Origin of the sequence: Saprospira grandis, assembly GCF_027594745.1 — a bacterium.
GTDB lineage: Bacteria > Bacteroidota > Bacteroidia > Chitinophagales > Saprospiraceae > Saprospira > Saprospira grandis.
This window is the reverse complement of sequence record NZ_CP110854.1, coordinates 1,998,798-2,024,374: the sequence shown is the minus strand read 5'-3', so window position 1 is coordinate 2,024,374 and position 25,577 is coordinate 1,998,798. Positions and strand designations below refer to the sequence as shown.

Genomic DNA, 25,577 nt, shown 5'->3' with positions numbered 1-25,577 from the left:
TGGTCCTTAAAAAGGATTTTATCGCAAACTCTTCTTAATGGCCCAAAAAAAGCTCCCTGAGGGAGCTTTTTTTTGATTTTCTGGGAGCCGAGGCCTAATAAGAAACGCCTAGGGCCTTAAGGGTTTCAAAGTCTAGTTGTCCTACAGGCAAGCCATTATCTTTTTGGAATTGGATCAGGGCCGTTTTGGTTTTGGTTCCAAAAATATTATCTGAGGGACCGGGATCATAGCCCTTTCTACGAAGAGCCGTTTGGATTTCCTGAATTTTCACCTCATCAATTTTATTTTGGCAAAGCACCTCTCTCCAATCAGAGTAACCACCGGGAGTAACTAAGCGGCGGTTGGTCACCGTCTTAAACTCGCTGGGCACTTCCACTACTTTGGTCTGAGCAGGTGCGGTCATCAGTCGGCGCTTAATCGTTTTGTACTCTGCGGGCAACTCAATCACTCGAGTTTCTGGTGGCTTGACCATAATCGTTTTCTTGATGGTCACATACTCGGCAGGCACCTCAATTTCTTTGGTGGTAGGGCCTTCTACCATCACTGTTTTTTTCACGGTTTTATACTCGGCGGGAATCACCGTTTCTTTGGTGGTAGGGGGTGTTTTGAGCACCGTTTTGGTCAGGGTTTCGTACTCTGCGGGCACCTCGACCAAACACCAAACCATGCAATCTTCAGGATTGGCCGACAAACAGTTTTTGTCTCCTTTTCTGCGCACCCATTTGGTAGTGGCAGGGGCCACTTGAATTTGCTCGGTTACGGTTTCGTATTCCGCGGGCACTTCTTCCAATTTCACCTCAGAAGGGCGAATTTCCACCTCTTCTTCAATCTGTTCATAACGAGCGGGAACAGGCTCTAGGCGAATGCTAGCGGCCTTCACTTCGACCTTTTCCTCTTGGCTTTCAAATACGGCTGGAATCACCTCAATTCGAGTAGAGGCAGCTTTAACCTCAACCCGCTCCTCTATTTCTTCAAAAGTGGCGGGCACAATTTCTATTCTTTGGGTGGCTTGCTTGACCAAAATTTCCTCCGTAATATTTTCATATTCATCTGGGATCAAACATTTGGCGTAGCATTTCCCCGGTTCGGCATCGGGCGGATAGTCTTGGGCCAATAAAAATTGCGGAAAGGCTAGCAGGGCAGCCCACAAAAAGTTGAGGTATAAAGATTTCATATAGTAGCGCTCGCTTAGATTTTAAATGAGTTTACAGTCTACAAAAATAAAAAAACTGTTAAGGCTCTACAATTTAAAATGATTTTGACCCAAAAAAAATACAAGCGCCGCTTTTTCCGCCACTTATTCGAGCTTCAGCTCTTAAATATAAATATTATTATAATGATAGGGGTTTAGGGCCTCCTGCCTTCGGCAGGCGCTACGTTTCGCAGCTCGCAGGTCTGCTCGGCCCTTCGCCGCTTTCAGCGGCTCGGTCTGGCCTGCGGCCACTGCTGCACATCGCTAGGCCGATAGTCCCGCGCTGCCCTAGGCTTCATTAATGAAGGCTTAGTATAAGCAATTGGTCTAGCGCTTAGGATAAGAAAGGTAATATTTCCGCAAAACTTTGGTGGGCAGTTCTAGTTCTGGCCAAGCTGAAAGCGGCAACAATTGCTTGGCTTTATTTTGGACCAAAATGGCTTTTTGCTTGGCTGTATAGGCCTGTAATTCTTGTTGGCCCTGATATAATAAAAAGGGGAGTTCTTCTTCTGTTATAGGGTATTTTTGGAGCAGCTCCTCTCCTATTTGGGCCAATTGAGCGGGAGCAAAAGCTTGGTCTTGCAGCTCAATTTTAAACAACTGCCGATGGAGAAGGCCTTGGGCCAAAAAGGAGAGCACAAAATCATCATCTTGGGCAAAACACTTAATCGCCTGATAGATATCGCTATCATCTAACTGATTGAATTGGGCCAGGATGGGCTTGGGATTGGCCCAAAACTCCGCCTTAGTATATTTATGGTCTAAGAAAAACGCCAGGGCCGAAGAAATTCGCCAATTTTTCCCTGCTCCTTTGAGCTGTCTTGCCCGCTGCATCATCTTTAGGCATTGTTGGCTAGTGGAGATACTATTTTTGTGCAAATAGACCTGCCAATACATCAGGCGGCGGGCCATCAAAAAGCGCTCAATAGAATAAATGGCCTTTTGTTCTAAAACCAGTTGTTCATCGGCTACGGTTAGCAATTGGCAGAGGCGGTCATAGCTCACAATACCATCGGCTACGCCCGTATAAAAGCTATCTCGATTGAGATAATCCATGCGGTCCATATCCAGTTGGCCACTAACCAACTGCTGTAAAAATGGGCGTTTATATTCTCCCTTAAAAATGGCGATCGCCAAATCTAGACGGCCTTGCATCTGTTCATTTAGCTCTTGCATTAGGGCCAGCGAAATCTCTTCATGCGCAATATCGAGCAGTTCGTACTCTAGGCTATGAGAAAAAGGGCCATGGCCCAAATCGTGCAATAAAATAGCGGCCGAGCAGGCCTCCATTTCGGCCTCAGAAAGTGCTATGCCCTTGCGCTGCAAATGGCCCAGTGCTTTTCGCATCAAATAATAGGCGCCAAGGCAGTGGCTAAATCGGCTGTGGGTGGCGCCAGGATAAACATAATGCGCCCAGCCCAACTGTCCGATGCGGCGCAGTCGTTGATAAAAGGGATGCTCGACAAGCTCTAGCAGCAGGCCTTTAGGGAGCTCAATTAATCCATAAATGGGGTCATTAAATAACTTGGGGTAGGCTTTATTCGTCATTAGTTCATAATTTAGTCTTACCTTAGATAGAGTAAGATAATCAAAGTTTGCTGCTTTTCTTGTCTTATCTTGGCCCAGCCTAAACAAGGGCATAGGCGAGTTGTTTAAGCAATTAATAGTGGGCGGCCCTATGGCCTAGCGATGCGGCGGGGTGGCCGAAGGCCAGACCAAGTTTTTTGAGCGCAGCGAAAAAAACGAAGGGCCGAGCAGACCTGCGAGCCCCAAAGCGTAGCGCCGCAGCTTTGCTGCGGAGGCCCCAAAAACAAAAAAGAAATGATTAATTATAAAAGATATCAGCTAGCAAATGGCTTGCGTGTACTTTTGCAGGAAGACCCTAGCAGCCCCATGCTCACGCTTTGTATGAACTATGAAGTGGGGAGCAAGGATGAGTTGCCGGGCCGCAGTGGCTTTGCGCATTTATTTGAGCATTTGATGTTTGCGGGTTCTCAGCATGCGCCCAATTTCGACCAATTAATACAATTGGCTGGAGGCGAAAACAACGCCTTTACCAACCAAGACATGACTGTTTTTTATGACATTTTGCCTTATCAGAACCTAGATTTGGGGCTTTGGTTGGAGGCGGACCGTATGCAAAACCTTTGTATTGAGCCGCAGCCTTTGCAGAAAGAAAAGCGGGTGGTGGTGGAAGAATTTAAGGAGAGTTGCCTAGAAGAACCCTATGGAGACTTATGGCATATTTTGGGGGATTTGGCCTTTAAGGAACATCCTTATAAGCGGCCTGTAATTGGGGAAAGTTTTGAGCATATTGAGGCGGCTTCCTTGGAAGAAGTGCGTGAATTTTATGAAAACTATTATTGTCCCAACAATGCCGTTTTATCGATTTCGGGCAACATCAAGGCCGAAGAAGTACTGGAGCGGGTAGAACATTGGTTTGGGCATATTCCGAGAGGGCCAGTTAAGCGGCCAGCCTATGCGGCCGAGCCGCCGCAGCTAGTAGGGCGCAAAAAAGTGCATCGGGCCAATGTGACCGATGCGGCTCTTTACATGGCCTTTCCGGCGGCGGCTCGTTTAGAAACCGCCTATTATTTAGAAGACCTCTTATCGGATATATTGGGTTTGAGTGATTCTTCATTGCTGGTTCGGCAATTGGTCAAGCAGCAAAAGCTCTTTAGCGAACTGGATGTATACATTACAGGCACGGTAGAGGCTGGACTATTTGTGATTGAGGGAAAACTGCAAGAGGGGGTAGACATTGAGCAGGCCGAGCAGGCTGTTTGGGCTGCATTAGAAGAATTTAAGGCCCAGCCCATTAGTGAGGAGCAGCTACAAAAGTTGCAAAACAACACCGAGCACAACCTCCTATTTGGGGAAATTCGGCCATTTCAGAAAGCCTTGAGTTTGGGCTACTATGAACTATTGGGGCAGGCCCAATTGATCAATGAAGAGGCCGATTATTATCAGCAAATTACGGCCAAGCAGCTGCAGTTGCAGGCCCAATTCCTCTTTCAGCAAGAAAAGGCCTCGCTGCTTTACTACTTGCCTAAGGCTTAGGCTGCTATCGCTTTAACATAGCGAAAAGGGAAGCCTGAGGGGGGAAATTCTTTCAATCAAAAAAAATACTGTACCTTTGCAGGGTATTGAAAGCCAAAAGATAGTTAGTGGGTTATATTCCACCTAAGGCGGCTTTCACTATCTAAGTGCATATAAATCATCATTGCCTTATGAACGCTATATTATTATTGAGCTTCTTCGGTCCAGAAATGATCATCGTTTTAGTGGCCATTCTTCTTCTTTTCGGCGGTAAAAAAATTCCTGAACTCATGCGTGGGTTGGGGAGTGGTATCCGCGAGTTCAATGATGCTAAAAATAAAGTATCGAAAGAGCTAGAAGCTGGCATTAACGAAGAACCCAAGGAGAGCAAGAAGGAGTATGAAAAATCTTAAGTCGATTTTTTGCCTTACTCTTTAGATTTAAAATGGTAACTTTTGCAACAAATTGTTGTGGAAGTTACCATTTCCTATTTATGCTAGGGGCTTTGGGGCTTAAAATCAAGCCATTGCAGCTAATTTTTCAAAAAAAATGATAAATTAGACATGTTTTGGTCACCCTTCCCCATTTTCAAACGATTTAGTGAATTTTCACTAGGGCTTGCATAGGGCTTTTGCTCTTTTTTTCTTTTTGCAAGTTTTTGTTCGATATCAATTTAAGATCTTATGAGACGGACTTTCTACCGCCTATTTATTTTTGCCTTTTTGTTCACCTTTGGGCAGGGGCAATTGCAGGCTTCGCCAGACAAGGACCTCATTCCCAATAGTTTTCAAGAGGATGCTCCTTTTGTGGATAGTTTGAGCCGCTTGATGACCAATTTGCTCAATGACTTTCCGGAGTTTTCGGATACCGAATACAAGGATCGGCTCAAGGCGCTTTCTGGAGCGATTGACTACCGTTTGGATCCTTTGACCAAAGAGCGGATTTTGATTCGCACGGGAAAATACAGAAACAGTACGGAGGCCATTTTGGGTCGCAGTAAAATGTACTTTCCTATTTTTGAAGAGCATTTGGCTGCTCATGATGTCCCTCATCACTTAAAATACTTAGCCATTGTCGAGTCGCATCTTAACCCAACGGCTCGTTCGGTGGCTAGTGCGGTGGGGCTTTGGCAGTTTATTCCTAGCTCGGGTCGCATTTTCGATTTGCGCATCAATACTTATGTAGATGAGCGCAGCGACACGCATAAGGCCTCGGAGGCGGCGGCAAAATTGCTTCGTCGTTTGTATAATCGCTATGGCGATTGGGCCCTGGCCATGGCGGCCTACAACTGTGGCCCGGTCCGAGTAGATCGCGCGGTTAAGCGGGCGGGCAGCAAAAATTTCTGGGCGGCACGCAAGTATTTGCCAAGAGAGACCCAGCGCTATGTGCCTTTCTTTATGGCCATGGTTTATGTTGGAGAATATTATCAGGAGCATCAGTTGATTCCGCAGCAGCTGTCTCAGGATTTGGTGCTTACGGACAGTTTGCATATTGAGGGCGGGCAGTCTTTGCGCAAATTGGCCGAGGAGTTAGATATTAGTCTAGATACCTTGAAGTTGCTCAATCCTTCTTATCGCCGCAACTATGTCCCCAAGGATAAGGATGCGCAAATTTTGGTTCTTCCCGCTCGTATTGTGGCCAAAGAAAGAGCCTATACTCGGGCTTTTAACCGCATTGTAGAGATGCAAAAGGAGAATCCCTTGAGAGCCGTTCGTCGCATTCAGTCGCCCCAGGACCTCAAGCGTTTGGCCAAGGCCTACCGCTGTTCTGTTGAGGATATTTTGTTTTGGAACGAATTGCCTGCTGATTATCAGCCTTATGCTGGCGATTTGATCGGTTTGAGAGAGCATCGGGTAAATGTAGAGTTGTTGGCCCGTAACAAAAAGCAAGTTTCTGGAATTTCTATTGCTGCCTTAAAGGTGGTGGGGCTCAATGAGAAGCAAGAGGCCAAAACCTCTTCGGTTTATTTGGGCACTAATGAGCAGACGGAAGTGGCGGCTAAGGTGCCTCAGGCAGGAGCTGTAGCGGCCCGTCGCCGTTATACGAACATTGATGGCAAGACCGTTTTGCTAGAAGAAGAAACAATTAGAGCACAACCTAAGGCCGAGCAGAAGGTAGCTGTAGAACAGCGCCGCCAAGCTATTGAGCGTCCCGCTTTGCAGGACCGCAGTCGTGGCCGCCGCCTTAGAAGTTATGGTTTTGTGGGGGTAGCTGCTACCGAGCCCCTAAATGATGAAAAAACAACGGCTAGCTCGGCACCTATTACGGCCCAGCCAGCTATTAAAGTGGCTAAAGAAGAGATCTCTACGCCCAAGGAAGAGCTGCCTAAAACGCCTGAGGCTACAGCCAAGGGAGACAATAGCCAGTGGAATGAGGTAGAGCTACAAAGCACCAATGATATTTTGGACCAAAGCCGTAGCCGCGCCAGAGTTTTGCGCGTTCGTACTGCAGCTTCTGTTCCTCCAGCGGTGATGGAGCAAGAGTAGGTTCATCATGTTTTTGGGCCTCCCGCCTTCGGCGGGCGCTACGTTTCGCAGCTCGCTGTTCGCTCGGCCCTGCGCAAAAAAACAAGTTTTTTGCTGGGTCTGGCCTGACGGCCACTGCTGCACATCGCTAGGCCAAATAGAAGCCCTCTGCTTTGGCCATCCTTGGATAAAAAATTCAGGCTAGTCAAGGCATTTTTTAAAGGCATAGCCCTAGAGCTATGGCTGAGAAAAATAAAGCAGAATAGCCGGGATTTAAATCAAAGGATAGAAGTAAGAGGGCTTCTATTTGGCTTTTGCCTGCGGCCCTTCGGGCCTATAGGAATGTAAATAGAAACGCCAGAGATGTAGATCTCTGGCGTTTTTCTTTGGCCCAGCCGCCCCAAGGGATTCCTTAAGGAATCTCGAAGAGGGGTGGGTGGGCGGGTTATTTTAGCGAATGAGGAGCGCAGCGAGGAATACCGCTTTGGCGTCCTACAGGCCCGAAGGGCCGCAGGCCTAGGGGCCCGAAAAGGTGGCCGTCAGGCCAGACCCAGCGGGCTTCGCCCGCGCAGGGCCGAGCAGAGAGCGAGCCTTGTAGGGGCCCGGCCGCCAAAGGCGGCAGGCCCCAAAAAAAAGAACTAAACTGCTACATTATGCTCGCGAAGGGCATCATTGAGCGAGGTCTTTTTGTCGGTACTCTCTTTGCGCTTGCCAATAATGAGGGCGCAAGGCACCTGATAGCTGCCTGCGGGAAACTCCTTGGTATAGCTACCTGGAATCACGACAGAGCGGGCGGGCACTCGGCCCTTATAAGTGATCGGTTCTGGACCAGAAACATCAATAATTTTTGTGGATTGCGTAATGACCACATTGGCGCCCAAAACGGCTTCTTCTTCAATGTGCACCCCTTCTACCACAATAGAGCGAGAGCCAATAAAGCAATTGTCCTCAATAATCACGGGAGCGGCCTGTAGGGGCTCTAGCACGCCACCAATGCCCACGCCACCGCTAAGGTGTACATTCTTGCCAATTTGGGCACAAGAGCCCACCGTGGCCCAGGTATCAACCATACTGCCGGCATCCACATAAGCGCCAATATTGACATAACTAGGCATCATGATGACCGAAGGGGCCAAAAAGGCGCCATGTCGGGCAATCGCATGCGGAACCACCCGAACGCCAAGTTCGGCATAATTGGTTTTAAGTGGAATTTTATCGTGAAACTCGAAAGGAGGCACTTCAATGGTTTCCATTTTTTGGATAGGGAAATAAAGCACCACGGCTTTTTTCACCCAAGTATTGACGGTCCAGCCATCTGCTGTAGGTTCAGCTACGCGCACAACGCCCTTATCGAGTAGGTCAATTACCTCACGAATGAGTTCTTGTGTTTTGGCTTCTTTGAGCAGCGCTCTATTGTCCCAGGCGGCCTCAATAGCCTCTTGAAATACTTTCATAACTTATAATTGATTGTAATAATGAGGGCTAAAATAGGGAAGTCTTAGGCAAAAAAAAATAGATGCCCTTGGAAGAAGGCATCTATTTTTAAATTTAGGCTATTGAAGATTACTCCTCATCGCCACCAAAGCTCATAGCTACTCCAACTTGGATTCCAAAGCTGCTAAAGTTGGTAGATGTTCTAAGTTGTTCGATAGGGTCACCTGCATTTCTATTTGCATTTGTATCCTGATCAATTTCATCTACGAAGTTAATTTCGGTATAAGGATCTGGTCTTAGATCGATTACATCAATAATAGTCCCTGTAGACATATCAGGCTGCATAAGTTCTACGATCTCTGCCTCTTTAGCCCGAATACGTAGGCCCGTGTAGCGAAGTTCTGCAAAGATGCGCACCTTATCGTTGGGTACTTTGAAGTAAACACCAGCAAAAGCCTCATAGCCTAGAGTAAACTGTCCTTTAGTCTCTACTTTTTGAGTAGCAGTACCACTAATTCCGGTATACACATCTTCTGTATTAGAATATGTAGTTCCTGTAACAGGAATAACAAGGCCCAAACCACCATAAGGTTGCACCATTCCTTCATTGTTTCCACGAACAGTAAAATTGGGCGATAGGCGCAATTGGCGGGTATAAACTTCAGTCATTGAAGTTTGCGAAGGGTCAGTATACTCATCTCTGGTTACCGTGCTTCCAAATAGATAATCTACCCCTAGACCAAAGCCAAAATTTTGGCTAAAGTTATAGCCTAGATCTAGATTAACATCAAAGCCACCACCATAGGTGCCATAAATATTTTCTTCTGTAAAATCACCATTAGCATCTTCTACATAAGTAGTACCCAATTGGTCTGTAGTTGCTCCCATACCGTAGCCTACGCCCAAACGAGCATAAGGACCAGTTTGTGCCTTAAGGCCAAATCCTGCGAGCAAGAACAAGCTCAAGAAGCTAAAAAGTGCAGTACGCTTCATCATAATAAAATCAGTTTAGATTGTTTGAAAAAGGCCCCAAATAAATTTGGGGCCATAAGCTGATAGCAGCTAGTCTGCTATTTTTTCTGTTTTCGTTTTCTGACTTTAGCGGCTTTGGGTCTTGAAACGCCATAGCTGCCTAAGTAGAATTTGCCTTTTTTGGTTTTTCTGTCTCCTTTTCCCATAATCGGTAGATTTTGATGAAGGTGAAAGAGGTCCAAGATGGGCCAGATGCAGGATTTTTCCCTTTACTTTAATTAGTAGTTGAAGACCAATCTTAGACCAGATGAAATCGTGTATCGTTTCCAAATATAAGCGCTTAGCGACTAAATTGCTAAAATAGTTTACATTTTTTTTATGCGAGAAATAACTTTATTTCAAAATTATGCTTGGCATTGGGGCCAAAAAAAAGCCGTTTGGCTAATTCCAAACGGCTTTTACAGTTGAGCTATTCTTCTAGAGATCAATCTTAATATCTAGGATTTCCACCTGCATAATGCCGGCGGGGGTTTGAATATCGGCTACTTCACCTACAGCTTTGCCCAAAAGGCCTTTGCCAATAGGAGAGTTAACAGATATTTTCTTGGCCTTAAGGTCTGCTTCTGACTCAGAGACCAAGGTATAGCTCATGGTCTTTTTGGTCTTGAGGTTTTTCATTTTCACGGTAGAAAGCACCACCACCTTAGAGGCATCCAAATCGGCTCCATCTACAATGCGGGCATTGGCCATAACGGCCTCCATTTGGTTAATTTTGAGCTCTAACAAGCCTTGTGCTTCCTTGGCCGCATCATATTCGGCATTTTCAGAAAGGTCGCCCTTTTCGCGAGCCTCAGCAATTTGCTGAGCCACCTTTTGGCGTTCTACGGTTTTGAGTTCTTCCAACTCTTTTTTCAGCTTATTATAGCCCTCGCGGGTCATATAAGAAATTTGCTTAGACATATTTTTTCAATTTTTAGCTGTTCGGCTATTGGGCCAAGCAGTAAATTCCGTTTGTTTTTGACAGAAAAATAAAGGACGTTCCTCTAGATTAAGAAACGGCCTCCTGCATCAATATGTAGTTTATCTACTACATAAAATAAGTAAAGAACGCCCAACTCCATTGAGTTGACCGTTCCTACTGTTGTCTGCTAACAAATATAGCAGTTTTATTTTGCTCTTGCAAGTTTTTAAAGCCTTAGTCCTTATACACGATAAGAGAGTTTAAGTTCTTCAGAACTTAATGCTTTGGGGCCTCCGCCTCGCTGCGCTCCTCGGCGTTACGTTGCGGGGCTCGCAGGTCTGCTCGGCCCTTCAGCCGCCAAGGGCGGCTTTGGTCTGGCCCTACGGGCCACCCCTTCACATCACTAGGCCTGCGGCCCTGACGGGCCTGTACACTCCAAAAGAAAAAGCCCCTAAGCCAATGCTGGCCTAGAGACTTTTTACAAACTATATAAGTGGAAAAGCCTAAGCTTTTTCTTCTTCGTTTTCTAGTTCATCTAGTTCGTCACCAGTGCTGCTTTCGGCATCTTCTGCGCCTTCAGCATAATCAGAAACGTACTCGGTATATTTCAATGAGCTAGCATCTTTAGTTGTATCTACTACAATAGGAGAAGCAATAAACATAGAAGAGTAAGTACCGACAATTACACCAATCAACAAGGCAAAAGCAAAACCACTGATGCCATCACCACCAAAGAAGAACAAGATGGCCACTACAAAAAATGTAGTCAATGAAGTAATTGAAGTACGGCTTACTGTACTCTGAATTGCTTGGTTAACGATGTCCTTAATTCCTTTGCTTTCGCCTTCATTCGTTGCAGTTTCCCGAATACGGTCAAATACAATTACGGTATCGTTAATCGAGTAACCGATGATGGTCAAAATAGCAGCAATAAAGGCTTGGTCGATCTCCATAGAGAAAGGCATAATACCTTTGAACAAAGAGAAGATACCCAAAACCAAAAGTACATCATGGAATAGGGCCGCAATAGCACCTACAGAGAACTGCCATCTGCGGAAGCGGATAAAGATGTAACTAAAGATAAAGAGCAAAGAAAGCAATGAAGCCCAGAAAGCAGACTGACGAATATCATCTGCAATGGTAGGACCTACTTTAGAAGAGGCCGTCAAGTACAAACCAGCTTCTGTTACATTAGGTGCTTTACCTGCTGCAAAAGCCTCATAATCTACATCGGCAGAAGAATAAGCTTTACAAGCTTGGTGAAGCTTAGTCAATACTTCAGCATCGGCATCTTGTCCTTCTTTCTCCTGCATGAAAGAAGTAGTAATTTTTACTTGGTTACCTTGGTTAAAGATCTTTACTACATTCTTATCATAGCCATCAAAAGCCTTTACGAGCTCCTCTTTCAATTGAGGTACCTCTACTTGCTGAGGGAACTCTACAGTATAAGAGCGACCACCTTGGAAGTCTACACCCAACTCAAAACCTTGAGTAGCCATAGAAGCAATACCAGCAATCAACAAAAGGCCAGAAACAGCATAAGCAATTTTACGCTTGCCAATAAAGTCAAAGCTTACATTGGCCAAAACATTCTTGGTGCTTCCGGTCCAAATAGACACCTCTTTGTTATTGACCAAGTAACGGTCAAACAACAAGCGGCCAAACAATACCGCAGTAAATACCGAACAAGCTACACCAATCATCAATACCGTAGCAAAACCCTTGATTGGACCTAAACCATATTGGAAGAGGATAAGGGCCGTAACAAATGAAGTAACGTTGGCATCAATAATTGCTGAATAAGAGTGTTGGAAACCCGAAAGGATTGCTTCTTTCCAGTGCTGCCCAGCTCGCAATTCTTCTCGAATACGCTCAAAGATAATTACGTTGGCATCCACAGCCATACCAATAGTCAATACAATACCGGCAATACCAGGTAGGGTCAATACTGTACCAAAAGAGGCCAAACAACCTAGGATAAAGAAGATGTTGAGGAAGAGGGCCAATACAGCTAAAATACCCGCCTTAGCATAGTAAAGGAGCATAAAGATAAGCACCAATACAAAACCAATCACTAGGGCCATAAGACCCGCATTTACTGTAGCCTGTCCCAAGCTAGGACCAACAATAGCTTCTTCAATAATTTCAGGTGTAGCAGGCAACTTACCAATACTTAGAATATTGGCCAAGTCACTAGCGTCTGTGGCAGAAAAATCTCCAGAGATACTTGTTCCTCCATTAGGAATTACTTCATTGACACGAGGGTAAGAATAAACCTTGTTGTCTAGAGTTACCGCTACGCAGAAGCCGACGTTTTCTTCCGTCATTTTCTTCCACTTACGCGCCCCTTCATTGTCCATGTCTAGAGAAACAGCATAACCTGCACCAGAAGGATTCTGAGTAGCACGAGAAGAAACTACCCGCTCACCTGATAGTGTTGCCTCATCTTGGCCACGAGTGCGCAAGGCAAACAACTGAACCAAACGGCCACCATCTTCTGATTTCTGTACTTTAGAATCCCAAGCGAAACGAACATCTTTAGGCAAGATGCGCTGCGCTTCTGCAGAACGAAGCATGTCCATCACTTCTGCAGTATCTTTTACCTGAGTATAGCCTACATAAGGGTCTTTTTCTGTCTGAGGAGGAGCAAAGCCCATAACCTTAAACAAAGGACCAGGATTAGTAGAATCTGTTACGGCAGTAGCGGCAAAGCTCGCATTGACAGAGTCAATTTTAGCCTGCTTAACCGCCTCGTCTAGGCTAGTGTCGGCCTTTACTTCTTCAATATAAGCCAAGGCTGCCGAATCAGGCTGAGGAGCAGCTGTACCTACAGCAGGCTCGCTCTTATCGTATTTGCTGCCTTTTAGGGCCTCATTGAGGTTAACCAAAGGACCAGCAGTTTGTTGGCCCAAAAGCTCAACAGCAGTGTACATTTCCCAGAACTCTAGGCTAGCCGTAGCTTGCAAAAACTCACGAGCCCGCTTAGGACTACGCACACCAGGCAATTCAACAGTAATACGGTCGGTAGACTTATCTAGTGAAACCACAGGTTGGGCCACACCAAACTTATCAATACGCTGCTTCAATAGATTGAAGGTGCGCTCTACCGTTTTAGAAGCCTCCAAACGGATGGCCGTCAATACTTCCTCATTGGTTGAGTTGATATTGATTCCCTCCAGTTTTTCGGTAGTTCCAAAGAAACGAGACAAAGGCTTGTCGCTCACTTTGGCATATTCTTGACCAAACAAGGTTACAAAATCTACCTGAGCGGTAGACTGTGCAGCTTTGGCGTTGGCCAATGCCTTCTGAAAGTTCTCATCAGAAGTTTTGTTGGCCAAGGTCTTAATCAACTCTTGCAAATCTACTTGAAGGACAACACTCATACCGCCTTTCAAGTCCAAGCCCAAAGCCAACTGGCTGCGCTTGAGCTCTTGATAAGAGTATGATTTGAATCCTAGATTCAAGACGGGCTCCTCAGAAATAGAATCGAGGAAGTACTGCTGGGCCATATCGTATTGTACAGCCTTAAGTTCTTGGTCCTGAATGCTATCCGTTGCCGCTTTAGCAAATTCGCTTGCACTGCGCTCGATACCGCTGGTCGGAATCATCAAAAAGAAGATGTACGAAATGACCAGGACTAACGCAATCGTAAAGAACTTTACGAAACTTTTCCCTTGCATGGTTTTAGCGTAATTCAATAGGTTTTAGAAACTAAAGTAAGCTGTCTGTTTGGCCAATATTTGACCCGATCATGGGGCTCTGATTTAGTTTCTCAATATAGTTTGTATAAAAAAACATATAGGCGCAGTGCGCCTATTTTGGCTTGCAAATATAGAACTTTTTGCGTGGGATAAAAAAATTATTCTAAGTTAAAAGCATTTCGGCAAATTACTAACTAAGCTGCTCATTTAAAAACAACTGGGTCGGCTAAGCCCCTGATGGTCTAAAGGAATAAGAGGCGCGAAGCGCCTGGCCGTAGGCCAAACGGCCTAGCGATGCGGCGGGGTGGCCGTCAGGCCAGACCAAAGCCCGAAGGGCTGCAGGGCCGAGCAGACCTGCGAGCCCCAAAGCGTAGCGCCTGCCGAAGGCAGGAGGCCCCAACCCCTCCCCTACTTCTTTCCTCCTCGGCGTTTTTGATTAGAAAGCTCCTCTGGACTGAGGCTGGGCTTTTCTTTGGGCTCCTCCAGTTCGGGAATTTCATTTGGGCTGGCTGCTGGCGGAAGTTCGGGCAAGGCCGCCGCTTTTATCCCCCAGGCATAAGGGCCCGTCAAGCTCCAGCGGTCTTTGGGGCGCTCGGCCTCTAGCCATTTGAAGCCCTTGAGCTGAAGTTTTTCGTGCTTAACTTGGCCCATGGGGTACAAAACGGCCTTGGGTTGGCCCATAAACTTGATGCGGTCGACGTTCCGCTCCTTAAAACGAACCTGCATATCCGAGCAATCCATATCATTGACGCCCGCATAGCGGCCCTGCTCATCAAGGGCATAATACACCATTTCGCCATTGTACTGAATATCGGCCCGCTGCAACTCATTGTCTTGGAAATGCGCCCGAATGTCTCTGGCTTTAATCTGATTAAAATAGACCTCCTCTTTGCTCGAAGCCATAAAGGCATGCTGGAGCAAAAAGAGCTCTTGCAAGGACTGATCAGCCAAGCGGCCCCGTAAAGTATCGGCGGTAAACTGCACCGAATCCAGCCAAATTCGGGGATTTCCCCGCAGCTCAAAAAGCGAATCGGCTTCATTGTAGACCAAAGAGTCGCCCAAAGCCTGAATATCAGACTTAAAGACCTGCACCTGATGATAGGCCCGCAATTGATAGGCCCCAGCGCTGTCTTTTTCCATCCGAAAGGTATCGGCGGTCATCCAAAGGCTGTCGCCATCCAATAACATCAGGGCAATCGGATGATCTTGGGCCAACATCTGCCCCGTCGAATCATTGTAATAGACCGAGCCCGCCATCAAACGGCTTTGCTCTACGGTATCTTCCAAAATAACTTGGCCCTTGGCCCAAGCCTCTTTGCGGCTCTCGCTATATTCTAGGGTTTCTGACCGAAGAATTTGGCTGCCTCGCTTGGCCGTTACCCCATTTTGAAAGACCATAGCCTCTTTTTCCTCATCATAGTAAGAGTCGCCAGCCAAAATTTCCTGATTTCCCTCTTTTCCCTTGCGCTCAAAGCGAGGATGGCCCAAAAACTCAAAGCGGCCTTTCATCCCCCGCCGAACAATCGTATCGGCATACACCTTTTGGCTTTCCTCCTCCAAAATGGCATTGCCAATCAAATAATAGCTATCCTCACTGCCTACATATAATATGGTATCGGCAGAGGCGCGGCGACTATTTTGGCCCTTGCGCTGCAAATAATAAGGCGAGCCCGTCAGTTCGGCCCTTTCGGCCTTATTATCATAATAACCCGATTCGCAATAGACCAGATTTTCATCATCATACATATAAGTAGGGGCCAAAAAATAGCTTTTTTCCTCCTCCGTATTAAAGGCCATAGAGTCGGTAATCAACTTATATTTAGGGTGGTTGAGGCGGACCGAATCGACAAAATAGGCCATTTTGCTCTCCAGCTCATAATAGCCCCGCTTACTTTGCAGCTGGCTAGAATCCGAGACAATCAATACGCCCTGCGGATAACTGGCCTTCTTTTGCGCCAAATCATAATGCAGATAATCGGTAAATAAAGTCATGGAGCTATCCTGCAAAACCACCTGATTTTTTAATTCCGCCTCTCGCTTTATTCCATCATAGCGCAAACTATCCGAAAAGGCCCGAATGCTATCGTCTTGCAGCATTTCCACATCTCCATAGGCCAACACTTGGTCATTGGGCGCCTGCTGGGCCGTATCGCACCAAAGGTGCATCTCTTTTTGCTTAAAATGGACCTCTCCTTCCAGAAACAAATAGCGGCCATCGGCCCGGCTTTCGCCTCTTCCCTTATTACTGTGGAGCAATTGCACTCGGCTCGTATCGCGGTTTGTGCTATCTCTTTGGGCATAGCTCCCTAGCCCCAAAAACAACAAACAACAGAGCAATAAATAACGCATAGATTGCTTTTTTTTATCCTATTTTTTTGGGGCCTCCGCCTCGCTTCGCTCGTCGGCGCTACGTTTCGGGGCTCGCAGGTCTGCTCGGCCCTGCGGCGCAAAGCGCCTTGGTCTGCGGCTTCGCCGCCCCCCTGCACATCGCTAGGCCGATTGGCCCAAGCCTTCTTTTTTGGCCCTAAAGACCAACTTTGGCTTGGCTCTTTACAAAAAAAGGGCCCAGAGAGCGGCCAAAACCGATTTCTCTGGGCTTTTATTAGACCATTAACTCCTGTTTATTTGTTCTTTTTGGCCTCTTTTTCAAGTAGCTTTTGCTCTTTCTTATAGGCTTTGCCCATGCCGTAGGGTTTGTATTTGCCACTCAATACCGTGCGGTAGCGCTCGGGGTGACGGCGAATATCCTCCATCAATAGGCTCATTTCTGCAATGGCTTTTTCTACATCTTGCAAAAGGGCCTTATCGTGCATCAGGGCAGAAAGCAAACCTTCTTGGTCCTTAAAGTTGGTCAATTCTTGCAATTGGGCCATCAGCTTGTTGGTTTCGGCCAAGGTACCCTGCATGCCTTCCGCCAATTGGCCAAATTCTTCTACGGTATTTTTGGTAGCGCCTAGGGTCTCCGACAATTTGGCCGATTTCAATTCTTCTGAAAGGGTCGCCAAATTGCTCATCAAGGCCGTAATTTGATCATTGTTGGCTTTTACATTGCCTGTAATCGACTCCATATGGCTCATCGTATTGACAAAGCTATTGGTGGAGCGTTCTAGCAAAACAGAAAGCAACTGGCTAATCACCTTAAGGTTTTCGATACTGGCTTGCACATCATGTACAGATTTTTTAAGGCCAGACTCCTCGCTTTTGGCCAACTCCTTAAAGGCTTGGGTCAAAGAATCAATTCGGCCCATATAAGGCTCAATCAGTTCTTGGGCCATATCAATCATGCTACCGGCTTCTCCACGGACCTCATCGCCAGTTTGCAGGCAATCGGCCCCAGAGCAGCTGCCTTCAAACTCCATAGAAACAGCCTTTCCGCTCATAATACTAAGCGTAACCAACTTAGGTTTTACCGTTTTGGGCACATCTACTCCATTATAAAGGTGCATTTCTACCAGTACTTCTTTGGGGTTTTTCTGGTCGAGTTCCATATGCGTAACTGCGCCCACCTGCAGACCATTCACAGTTACAGGAGCTCCTACGGCCAAACCATCTACAGCAGTAAAGCGGCCAGTAATTACGGTATCATTGGAGAGGATATTGTTCCCTTTTAGAAAGTTATACCCCCAGATGAGTAGGAAAATAGAGAAGGTCCCTAGGATACCTACCTTTACTTCGTTAGAAATTTTCATGCTTTTAATTTAGTTTGATATAGCGCTCTGGATGTTGGCGAATTTCTTGAACTTGCCTAGCCATCTCGGCGGTTTTGGTCTTGATATCGGCCTTTAATTTGGCATCATGCAATAGCCAAGCATAACTGCTGCTGTCGGCAGGATTGTCGACCTTATCCAATAGGGTTTGTACAGCAATAATCTTGGCGTTAATACTATCTAAGTTGGGCAGGGGAATATCTGTAGGGATCATAGTGGGAATCTTCTGAATGACAGAGTCGGCCACTAGCTGATCCGTTAATTCCTTATACTCACTAATCTTTTGGTTGATTGTGGCCTCTTGGGCATCTACTTTTTGGGCCAAATCTCTCAAATCGAGAAGGACGCCAATAGCGGCCTGCCCTTTTAGCTTCAATTCCTTATCCTTGGCCGTAGCTGCTCTAAACTGGGCCAAATCGGCTTGTAGTTCGCGTACAGCTCGGACCAAACTATCGGAAGTGGGAAACCACTCTTGCAAGAGGCTATCTACGGGGTCTAGATAAGGGGCGGCCATATCTCGAATATCGGTGAGGTAAGAGCTATTTCGGCCCTTAATCACATCTCCTTCTTTGAGATAATCTTCTGGTCCACAATTTTCTTTATACGGCTTTTGCAAACGGAGGTAAAGCATATCCTTAGAAATGGGGCTAGGCGCATGCGCATAGGCAATAACATTTTTGGGAATCTTTTTTCCGGGCGTAATGCCTAAGGTCACCCGAATTTTCCCGCTGCCATCTGTGCGCAAAGCAATGGCTTTGACAAAGCCCATCTCCATACCATGCAAATAGATATAGGCGCCAATATCTAGGCTACCCACCTCATCAAAGTCGGCATAAAGGGTGGTTTCTGGATTGATACTAGGCACAGATCGCAGGCGTTGGTAAATTACAATAAAGCTAATGATCGCCACAAAAGCGACCATGCCGATCCAGATATATTTTCGTCTATTTTCCAAACTAAGGTATCTAATTGGTCCAAAAAATTGGGTGGCTCATTTGGTCACAACCAGCCCCAAAGGGGCGCAGTTCGACGACCAAAGGGAGTAACCGATGTGGAGCAGTGGCCGTCAGGCCAGACCGAGGCGGCTTTGCCGCCGAAGGGCCGAGCAGAGCTGCGAGCTGCGCAACGTAGCGCCCGCCGAAGGCGGGAGGCCCCAAAACATCAGCGAGCTACAGAACGACAACAAGGCTGCAAGCCGTCTTCGACGACTGTAAGGAGTAGCGCCCCAAAACATCCCTCAGCTAAAAAGGAGCAGAAAGTCCTTAGCTAATGGCCCCAAAACCTGAAAGGGCAAAGGTACATAAAAGTTTTTGTGTTTAAATAGCTGAGAAGTTGGCAATTAGTTGGCGAGCAGGCTTCGGGCCTCGGCCAGCGAGATGCGTTTGCCATTTTTGTAGGCCACCACAAAGGCGCCATCAAAGCCTTTACTGCGCCAAAAGCGTTGAGCCTTAACGGCCTCGAGCATAGAGGGATAATTGCCCGTTAAATATTTGTAAAGGCCATCTTCCTGTTCTTCTTCTAGCTCTTCTACGCTACTCCAGGGCGCTTTATGCACAGCAATCGGTTGTGGAGAAGCGCCCAGCTGCACCCGAAGTTGTAGGTGACTGGCCTGATAGCCAGTGCCTTTATCTATAATTTTTTTGTAGCTGCGGATCGCTCTAAAAATGGCCGAAGCCAAATAAGCCTGTCCTTTATCCGAATTGAGATATTTTTCTTCTGCGGCATTGCTCAAAAAGCCCGTCTCGACCAAAACCGAGGGCATATTGCTAGCTCGGAGGACCACAAAGCCGGCCTGTTTGACCCCACGGCTTTTTCGGCCCACTCTTTCCTTAAACTGCGCCTGAATTTTTTCGGCCAAAAGCACACTTTGGCTGAGGTAGGCATTTTGGTACATAGAGAGCATAATATGTCCCTCGGGAGAGTTGGGATCATAGCCGCCATAGCGTTTTTGGTAATTATCTTCCAGCAATACCACTCGGTTTTCTCTTTTGGCCACATCTAAATTTTCCTTGGCTCGGTGCAAGCCCATGACAAAAGTCTCCGTTCCCTGAATGTTTTTTTTGTGCTTGGGCAAAGAATTGCAATGCACAGAAATAAAGAGGTCGGCCCCTAGGCGGTTGGCAATTTCGGAGCGCTCATGCAGGGGCACAAAAACATCAGTACTGCGGGTATAGACCACCTTGACATCGGGCAGATATTTTTTGATATAGCCCCCCAATTTGAGGGCAATTTTGAGGGCCACTTCTTTTTCCTTGGCCTTAGCGCCAGAAGAGCCATTGTCCTTACCTCCATGTCCCGCATCAATGACAATCGTGCGCAAACCCGACTTTATCGCAGGCCCCTCTTTTTCTAGGGCAATCTGCGGCAAGAAGCAATAAAACAACAATAAAAATAGGCTGAACAAGGGCCGTTGGCCCCAAAAATTAGGCAGTGCAAAAGGCATAAGTCTCTCTTTTTAAGGGGCAAAAGTACAGCTTTGTGTGGCGAAAAAAAAGCGCAGGAGCTATTTGCTCCTGCGCTTTTTGCATTCCCTATACCGGGTGCTCCTCTTCTTCCTTGAGTTCATGCCGCAATTCTTGCAGCTCTTTGCCCAAAAAGTGACCAATAGCCGTTCTGAGGACCACAATAATCCCCAAATTAAAGAGCTCGTCTAGCTCTGGGCTCACTACCGAATGCACAATATCCGAAACGATCAAGAAATCTAGGGCAATTATAATATAACTGCCCAATACATTCCGAAGCGCAAAAATTTCGGAGGCTTCTTTTTGGCCCCGCAAACGGTCCCACTCTAGCTGTAAAAAGAGCAGAAAGCCCCGCAAAAAACCAATAGCCAAAATGGCAATCCCCACAATATCCGCAATGCGCTCTAGCCATTCAAAAACAGTAAGCATCAAAGTTGGATGATGGCTTTCGGCCTCTGGGCTAGCCCAAAGAAATGCAGGGAAGACCAACAAAAGGAGCAGTCCCCAAAAAGATTTATTTTTCATAAGTCGTCTAGCAATTGATGATTTATGATCAAAATAAGACATCTGAAGAATCAAATTCTGTAGCCAAAATCACATAAAAAAACGCGGCTTCAAACTATCCAAATAATCATCTGGATGCTTGTTGTCTTCTATGATTTGACGCAAAACGGCATGCAGCTCCTCCCCTAGTTGGGCGCTTCTGTCTGCAGGATCTTCTAGCTCTTCATAAGCCATATAAAGCTCCATTTTGGCCTCATTGCTCTTTTCTTCTACAAAATCTTTCAGTGCTGCTAGGCAGCTTGTTTTATACTTAGACATGTTGATCGGGGGCTGCTCCTGGGTTTACATCAAAATATTTATCCATCAATTGGGGCTTAATGTCGGTAGCATAAACCCAAGCTCGGCTAATCGTGGCAATCACCTCGCTTTCATCCAAGCCACGCACTTCCCGAATGCTCTTAATGGCCAAAAGGTCCTTAAAAATACCAAAAGCCATCCCATACATATTATAGTTAAACTCCAATACCTCCCGATAAAAAGGCACGGTCATCTCGGCCGGAATTTGCAAAATGGGCGTAAGTACCTGAAAGTAAGTATCTTTATGCTCATTCTCTTCAATTTCCCAGCAGTCAATCCAAATTTCTTGCTGCTCGCGGGCAATGGTCCAAGACCCCGCCTCTTTTCCCTTGCATTTTTCAGGCTCCAAACCCAATTTTTCCAAAGCACCTTCAATCAACTTGTAGGTTTCTTCAATATTTTGCATCTGCATTATTTTTTACAATGATGAATGGGGCACAAAGATAGGCCTTTTTTTATGCCTCTTCCATAGATTTCTATTTTTTTGGGGCTGCCCCGCCCTACGGGCGGGTCGGGCTGTGCCGCAGCTCGCAGGTCTGCTCGGCCCTGCGCCGCCAAAGGCGGCTGGGTCTGGCCTTCGGCCACTGCTATCCATCCCTCAGCCGAGGCGCTTCGCGCCTTGGCGGCGGCTTCGCCGCCTTCCCTAAACGCAAAAGAGCTTGTTCAAATTGAACAAGCTCTTTTTCTTAAAGACCAAAAGCGCTAATCTTCCTCTTCTACGGTTTCTACACCCGCCATCACACGGTCTACCAATACACGACCACAGTGCTCACAGATAATAATCCGCTTGCGCTGATTGATTTCGAGCTGTGTTTGAGGAGGAATATGATTAAAGCAACCGCCACAAGAATTACGCTCTACGGTAACTACCGCCAATTTGTTTTTATAAGCGCCACGGATACGGTCATAGGCTTTGAGCAATCGCTCTTCTACCTTTTTGCGCGCCCGCTGAATCTTACGATCCAAAGTTTTTTCTTCTTTCTCAGTCTTTACAATAATCTTCTCCAATTCGGCCTGCTTACGGTCCAAAGCATCTTTCTTCAATTCGAAACGCTTTTGGGCCGCATCTAGGGTAATCTTTTGGTTAGAGAGCTGGACCTTAGCCTCCTTGATGCGCTTATTAGACAACTGAATGTCCAACTTCTGCAACTCAATCTCTCGGCTGAGGGCATCATACTCTCTGTTATTGTTTACATTTTCTTGCTGCTGTCCATACTTTTCAATAAGGACCTCAGCTTCTTTGATTGTATTTTGGTGCTTGCTAATTTTTAGCTCCGTAGCTTTGATATCCTCGCTCAATTTATTGACACGAGTTTCTAGGCCCACGATTTCATCCTCTAGCTCGCTCACCTCCATAGGGAGCTCACCTTTTAGGCGCTCAATATCGTGCAGTTTAGAGTCTAGTTCCTGCAGTTCAAATAGATACTGTAGTTTTTCTTCTACAGGGACGTTAACAGTCTTTTTCTTGGCCATGCTTATAAATAATTTACAGGATTAGTACGTACGGTCGTTTTGTGAACCGTAAAGTTAGGAAATTTTTGGCTGATTAACTCATAAAACAGTTCAATTGTAAACTGCTCGGACTCATAATGGCCCAAATCGGCTATAATTAGTTGGCCATCGGCATCAAAAAACTCATGATATTTATAATCAGCGGTAACAAATACATCTGCCCCAGCGCCTTTTGCGGCCCCGAGCAGAAAGCTGCCCGCTCCGCCACAGATGGCAATGCGCTGGACCTTAGGCTGATGAATATGGGTATATTTTACACAATCGGTAGCCATCTTTTGCTTCAAGGACTTCAGAAAGTCGAGGCTATCTTGGGCCTCGGGCAGCTCTCCCACTACTCCAATACCCACTTCCTGATGGGCGTTTTCTAGGGCAATGAGTTCGTAGGCTACTTCCTCATAGGGGTGGGCCTTCTTTAGGGCCGCCAACACCTTATGCTGAATCTGCTTGGGTAAAATGACTTCTAATTTATGTTCGGCCTCATAATGCCGTTGTTCTTTTTGGCCCAAATGCGGCTGGCTCTGGGCATTGCCCTTAAAGCTACCTTGGCCTTTTTGCTCAAAGCTGCATTCGCTGTAGTTTCCAATTTGGCCAGCTCCGGCAGCAAAAAGCGCCTCTCGGACCGCCTCTAAATTTTGGGCGGGGACATAGGTCTGCAACTTGAGCAACAAGCCTTTTTTGGGCGATAAAATGCGGAGATTTTGAAGGCCCAATTTTTCGGCAATTTTGGTATTTACGCCCTGTCTAAGCACACTATCTAAGTTGGTGTGCGAAGCATAAATAGCAATATCGGCCTTAATGGCCTTAATCAAAATGCGCTCAATGTAGTTTTTCCCATTGATTTTTTTGAGGCCAAAAAACACAATAGGATGATGAGCGATAATTAGGTTGCAGCCCTTAGCGATAGCCTCATCGACTACCTCTTCTAGGCTATCGAGGCAAAGAATAGCGCCCGTACAATCCCAGTTTTTTTGGCCCAAAATAAGGCCCGCATTATCGTAAGACTCTTGATAAGAAAGCGGAGCTACTTCTTCTAGGAATTGGACAATTTCGGCAATTTTCATAAATGATAATTTTGCATCAATTCAATAAACAGCAAAAAGGGTAACAGCGAGCTGCTACCCTTTTTGGGATATTCGGAAAATGATTTTGGGGAAACTGGCCCTAAAAGCCCGAAGGGCTTATTGGCCTAGCGATGTGCAAGGGTGGCCGAAGGCCAGACCGAGCCAGCGAAGCTGGCGAAGGGCCGAGCAGACCTGCGAGCCCTGTAACGTAGCGCCTGCCGTAGGCAGACAACAAGGCTGCAAGCCGCAGTTCGACGACTGTAAGGAGTAACGCCCCAAAACCACTAGAACAGTCTAGTACTTCCAGTTGCGATTGCGTCCGCCATCGCCTTCGGGCTTGGCTCCTTCTGTTTCGCCATCTTCAGCGATATAGAATTCTACGCGGCGGTTCATGAAGTGCTCTTGCTCGCCAGCGGCAGAGGGGATCAAGTTAGAGGCCTCTCCGTTGAACTTAGCGATAAAGCGGCTGCGATCGATTTCGTATTGGTTTACAATATAATCAATAGCAGTCATGGCGCGGTTATAAGATAGGCGATCATTGTACTCATCGCTAGCGCGGACATCGGTATGGCCGTGCACCACTACTTTGAGGTCGGGATAAGCCTGCATCACGCGAGCGATATGGCGGAGTTGCTCATAAGATTCGGGGCGCAATTTATACTTATCGAGATCAAAGTGGATCATAGGCAAATACCAGTCGTTGAGCATGCCTTTTCCGCCACCACCGAGGGGATCAAAAGTTTCGTCGCCAATAACGAGGCGTTCGTTATCGCCCACCACCTTAACATCTTCGGGAGTAATGGGTTTTGGAACAGCGGCTACACCGTCTTCATCCACCTTATATCCGGGAGGCGAGAAAGGTTCTTTATCGAGATGATCGGGGACCTCATCGCCATCAGAGTCCATAGTACGGCCCTTAGTATCTACGATAGCATTTTCGGGGTATCGGGTTCCTCATCAATTTTGTTGGGTACACCATCATTATCATCATCCTTAAAGAGGTCGTCATCTAGCTTCTTCTTTAGGTCGGCCACATCAGACATAGGATAGACCAAGGGGTTGACAAACCAAAGCGGCTGAATGCGTTTATCTTTTTTGCCAAGGTGGAAACCTAGGCGGATAGAAGTGTAGTGAGGAATATCAATATTTGAGGTAAAGTCACCGGTTTCGTTTTTCTGTTTGGCATCGATATAGTCATCTACAGAAATAAATCCTTGATGTTCTAGGGCCAAAGAAAGGCGAGGCGTAATTAGATACTCTAGGCTAAGTCCCACATTCATGAAGGGATTCACGGCCATTTTCTTTCCATCTTCGCCAAAAGTAAAGATATTATTGCTATTCTGTTGGGCAGAAGTTTCGTAATCATCATCTAGGATACCTTTGATGTTGTTACGTACCTCGCGGCGGCCCGAAAGCGTAGACAAGTCGATAGGATCGCCATTGGCGTCTAGGGCTACTCGGCTAAAGTCATAGGCATTACCGTTTGCATCTAGGGCATTTGTGGTCGTGCGGTACATATTCATCCCCAAACCAATAATGAGGTTGAGGCTCCACTTATTACTCTTCTTATGAAACTTGATATTATTCAAGTTAAAAACCGACTGCAAAGAAAGCGCATGATATTGCGGAATCTTATAGTTGGCATAAAAAAGAGTATTTGGGCCAGCATACTGCGTAGTAAAAGGCTCAATATCTTGATAAGAGTTTTGGCTAGAAGCCTGGTAGTTGAGTCCGCTAGCTTGGCCAAACATATACTCGGCCTTTAGCGACATCACATAGCCTAGTGATTTACGGACATGAACGCTAGCGCCCCAGCCGAACTGCGATTTCACATCGCCGCTAATGAGAAAGCTACCAGCGCCTACGCCTAGCTGCCACATGTCTCTTGGACGACCGGGGAACTGGCTTTCGCCTTCCTTCCATTCTGCATGTTGGCTTTCATATTTTTTAGAGACAAATTGGTCATCTGTCGGGTTAACAGATATTTGCCCCTGAGACGGAGTCCAAGCCCCAAAAGATAAGGCAAGGGCCAAGGCTCCTTTCATGAGGTGTTTAGTAATTTGCATATACGTGTTTTTTATCCACAATGATGATGTAGTAATATAACTAGCAGATTTGCATGGGGTCAAATCTGCTAGCAAATATAATTTGGCTTGCAAAATTAGGGTTTTTCTATTGTTTTTCAAGTCAATAAAAGAAAAAACCCTAAG

Annotated in this window: 21 protein-coding genes; 3 read left to right on the top strand and 18 right to left on the bottom strand. The window is 46.4% G+C overall.

Going from position 1 to position 25,577, the window contains the following annotated elements; all coding sequences use genetic code 11:
* Positions 1 to 94: 94 nt before the first annotated feature.
* Both OP864_RS08150 and OP864_RS08145 read right to left on the bottom strand, forming a co-directional pair.
* Positions 95 to 1,174 carry a peptidoglycan-binding domain-containing protein gene (locus tag OP864_RS08150; RefSeq protein ID WP_270100709.1) on the bottom strand — a complete coding sequence of 360 codons (1,080 nt, stop codon included), beginning with the start codon at positions 1,172 to 1,174 and terminating at the stop codon, positions 95 to 97.
* Positions 1,175 to 1,519: 345 nt separating this feature from the next.
* Entirely contained in the window at positions 1,520 to 2,740 is a 1,221-nt protein-coding gene (locus tag OP864_RS08145; protein WP_015692418.1) for an HD domain-containing protein, read from the bottom strand.
* A 273-nt stretch (positions 2,741 to 3,013) separates the two neighbouring features.
* On the opposite strand from OP864_RS08145, the gene OP864_RS08140 reads away from it, so the two are divergent.
* From OP864_RS08140 to OP864_RS08130, 3 genes are all read left to right on the top strand, one after another.
* The gene (locus OP864_RS08140; protein ID WP_270100708.1) at positions 3,014 to 4,252 is read left to right on the top strand and encodes a M16 family metallopeptidase; all 1,239 of its coding nucleotides are present in this window, start codon (positions 3,014 to 3,016) and stop codon (positions 4,250 to 4,252) included.
* 170 nt (positions 4,253 to 4,422) lie between these two features.
* Positions 4,423 to 4,644: a Sec-independent protein translocase subunit TatA/TatB gene (locus tag OP864_RS08135; RefSeq protein WP_002658690.1), complete on the top strand. Its 222-nt coding sequence runs from the start codon at positions 4,423 to 4,425 to the stop codon at positions 4,642 to 4,644.
* Positions 4,645 to 4,914: 270 nt separating this feature from the next.
* Positions 4,915 to 6,717: a lytic transglycosylase domain-containing protein gene (locus tag OP864_RS08130; RefSeq protein WP_270100707.1), complete on the top strand. Its 1,803-nt coding sequence runs from the start codon at positions 4,915 to 4,917 to the stop codon at positions 6,715 to 6,717.
* A gap of 617 nt (positions 6,718 to 7,334) precedes the next feature.
* On the opposite strand, the gene OP864_RS08125 is transcribed toward OP864_RS08130, so the two are convergent.
* The 16 genes from OP864_RS08125 to OP864_RS08050 all read right to left on the bottom strand — a co-directional run bounded on the left by OP864_RS08125 (position 7,335) and on the right by OP864_RS08050 (position 25,433).
* Positions 7,335 to 8,150, bottom strand: a complete 816-nt coding sequence (locus OP864_RS08125; protein ID WP_270100706.1) for a 2,3,4,5-tetrahydropyridine-2,6-dicarboxylate N-succinyltransferase — start codon at positions 8,148 to 8,150, stop codon at positions 7,335 to 7,337.
* Between the two features lie 109 nt (positions 8,151 to 8,259).
* Positions 8,260 to 9,126 (bottom strand): outer membrane beta-barrel protein, encoded by an 867-nt coding sequence (locus OP864_RS08120; protein ID WP_148268316.1) that lies wholly within the window; start codon positions 9,124 to 9,126, stop codon positions 8,260 to 8,262.
* A 74-nt stretch (positions 9,127 to 9,200) separates the two neighbouring features.
* Positions 9,201 to 9,308 (bottom strand): 30S ribosomal protein THX, encoded by a 108-nt coding sequence (locus OP864_RS08115; RefSeq protein WP_270100705.1) that lies wholly within the window; start codon positions 9,306 to 9,308, stop codon positions 9,201 to 9,203.
* A gap of 271 nt (positions 9,309 to 9,579) precedes the next feature.
* A complete protein-coding gene (greA, locus tag OP864_RS08110; RefSeq protein WP_015692412.1) occupies positions 9,580 to 10,062 on the bottom strand; it encodes a transcription elongation factor GreA in 483 nt (160 codons plus the stop codon).
* Between the two features lie 504 nt (positions 10,063 to 10,566).
* Positions 10,567 to 13,761 (bottom strand): protein translocase subunit SecDF, encoded by a 3,195-nt coding sequence (gene secDF, locus OP864_RS08105; RefSeq protein ID WP_270100704.1) that lies wholly within the window; start codon positions 13,759 to 13,761, stop codon positions 10,567 to 10,569.
* A 411-nt stretch (positions 13,762 to 14,172) separates the two neighbouring features.
* Entirely contained in the window at positions 14,173 to 16,113 is a 1,941-nt protein-coding gene (locus OP864_RS08100) for an OstA-like protein (protein ID WP_270100703.1), read from the bottom strand.
* A gap of 272 nt (positions 16,114 to 16,385) precedes the next feature.
* Positions 16,386 to 17,453 (bottom strand): MlaD family protein, encoded by a 1,068-nt coding sequence (locus OP864_RS08095; RefSeq protein WP_270100702.1) that lies wholly within the window; start codon positions 17,451 to 17,453, stop codon positions 16,386 to 16,388.
* A 4-nt stretch (positions 17,454 to 17,457) separates the two neighbouring features.
* Complete coding sequence (locus OP864_RS08090) at positions 17,458 to 18,426, bottom strand: MlaD family protein (RefSeq protein ID WP_270100701.1); 969 nt, start codon at positions 18,424 to 18,426, stop codon at positions 17,458 to 17,460.
* Positions 18,427 to 18,810: 384 nt separating this feature from the next.
* Positions 18,811 to 19,914: an N-acetylmuramoyl-L-alanine amidase family protein gene (locus OP864_RS08085; protein ID WP_270100700.1), complete on the bottom strand. Its 1,104-nt coding sequence runs from the start codon at positions 19,912 to 19,914 to the stop codon at positions 18,811 to 18,813.
* Between the two features lie 88 nt (positions 19,915 to 20,002).
* Positions 20,003 to 20,458, bottom strand: coding sequence for a DUF1622 domain-containing protein (locus OP864_RS08080; protein ID WP_015692402.1), 456 nt, complete (start codon positions 20,456 to 20,458; stop codon positions 20,003 to 20,005).
* 69 nt (positions 20,459 to 20,527) lie between these two features.
* Positions 20,528 to 20,755, bottom strand: coding sequence for a hypothetical protein (locus OP864_RS08075; protein WP_015692401.1), 228 nt, complete (start codon positions 20,753 to 20,755; stop codon positions 20,528 to 20,530).
* Positions 20,748 to 21,200: a YbjN domain-containing protein gene (locus tag OP864_RS08070; protein ID WP_015692400.1), complete on the bottom strand. Its 453-nt coding sequence runs from the start codon at positions 21,198 to 21,200 to the stop codon at positions 20,748 to 20,750. Before OP864_RS08070 ends, OP864_RS08075 begins: the two co-directional genes overlap by 8 nt.
* A 296-nt stretch (positions 21,201 to 21,496) precedes the next feature.
* The gene (locus OP864_RS08065) at positions 21,497 to 22,267 is read right to left on the bottom strand and encodes a zinc ribbon domain-containing protein (protein WP_270100698.1); all 771 of its coding nucleotides are present in this window, start codon (positions 22,265 to 22,267) and stop codon (positions 21,497 to 21,499) included.
* A gap of 2 nt (positions 22,268 to 22,269) precedes the next feature.
* Entirely contained in the window at positions 22,270 to 23,367 is a 1,098-nt protein-coding gene (locus tag OP864_RS08060) for a Nif3-like dinuclear metal center hexameric protein (RefSeq protein WP_270100697.1), read from the bottom strand.
* Positions 23,368 to 23,661: 294 nt separating this feature from the next.
* Positions 23,662 to 24,273, bottom strand: coding sequence for an OmpA family protein (locus tag OP864_RS08055; RefSeq protein ID WP_270100696.1), 612 nt, complete (start codon positions 24,271 to 24,273; stop codon positions 23,662 to 23,664).
* A gap of 17 nt (positions 24,274 to 24,290) precedes the next feature.
* A complete protein-coding gene (locus OP864_RS08050; protein WP_270100695.1) occupies positions 24,291 to 25,433 on the bottom strand; it encodes a hypothetical protein in 1,143 nt (380 codons plus the stop codon).
* Positions 25,434 to 25,577 lie beyond the last annotated feature (144 nt).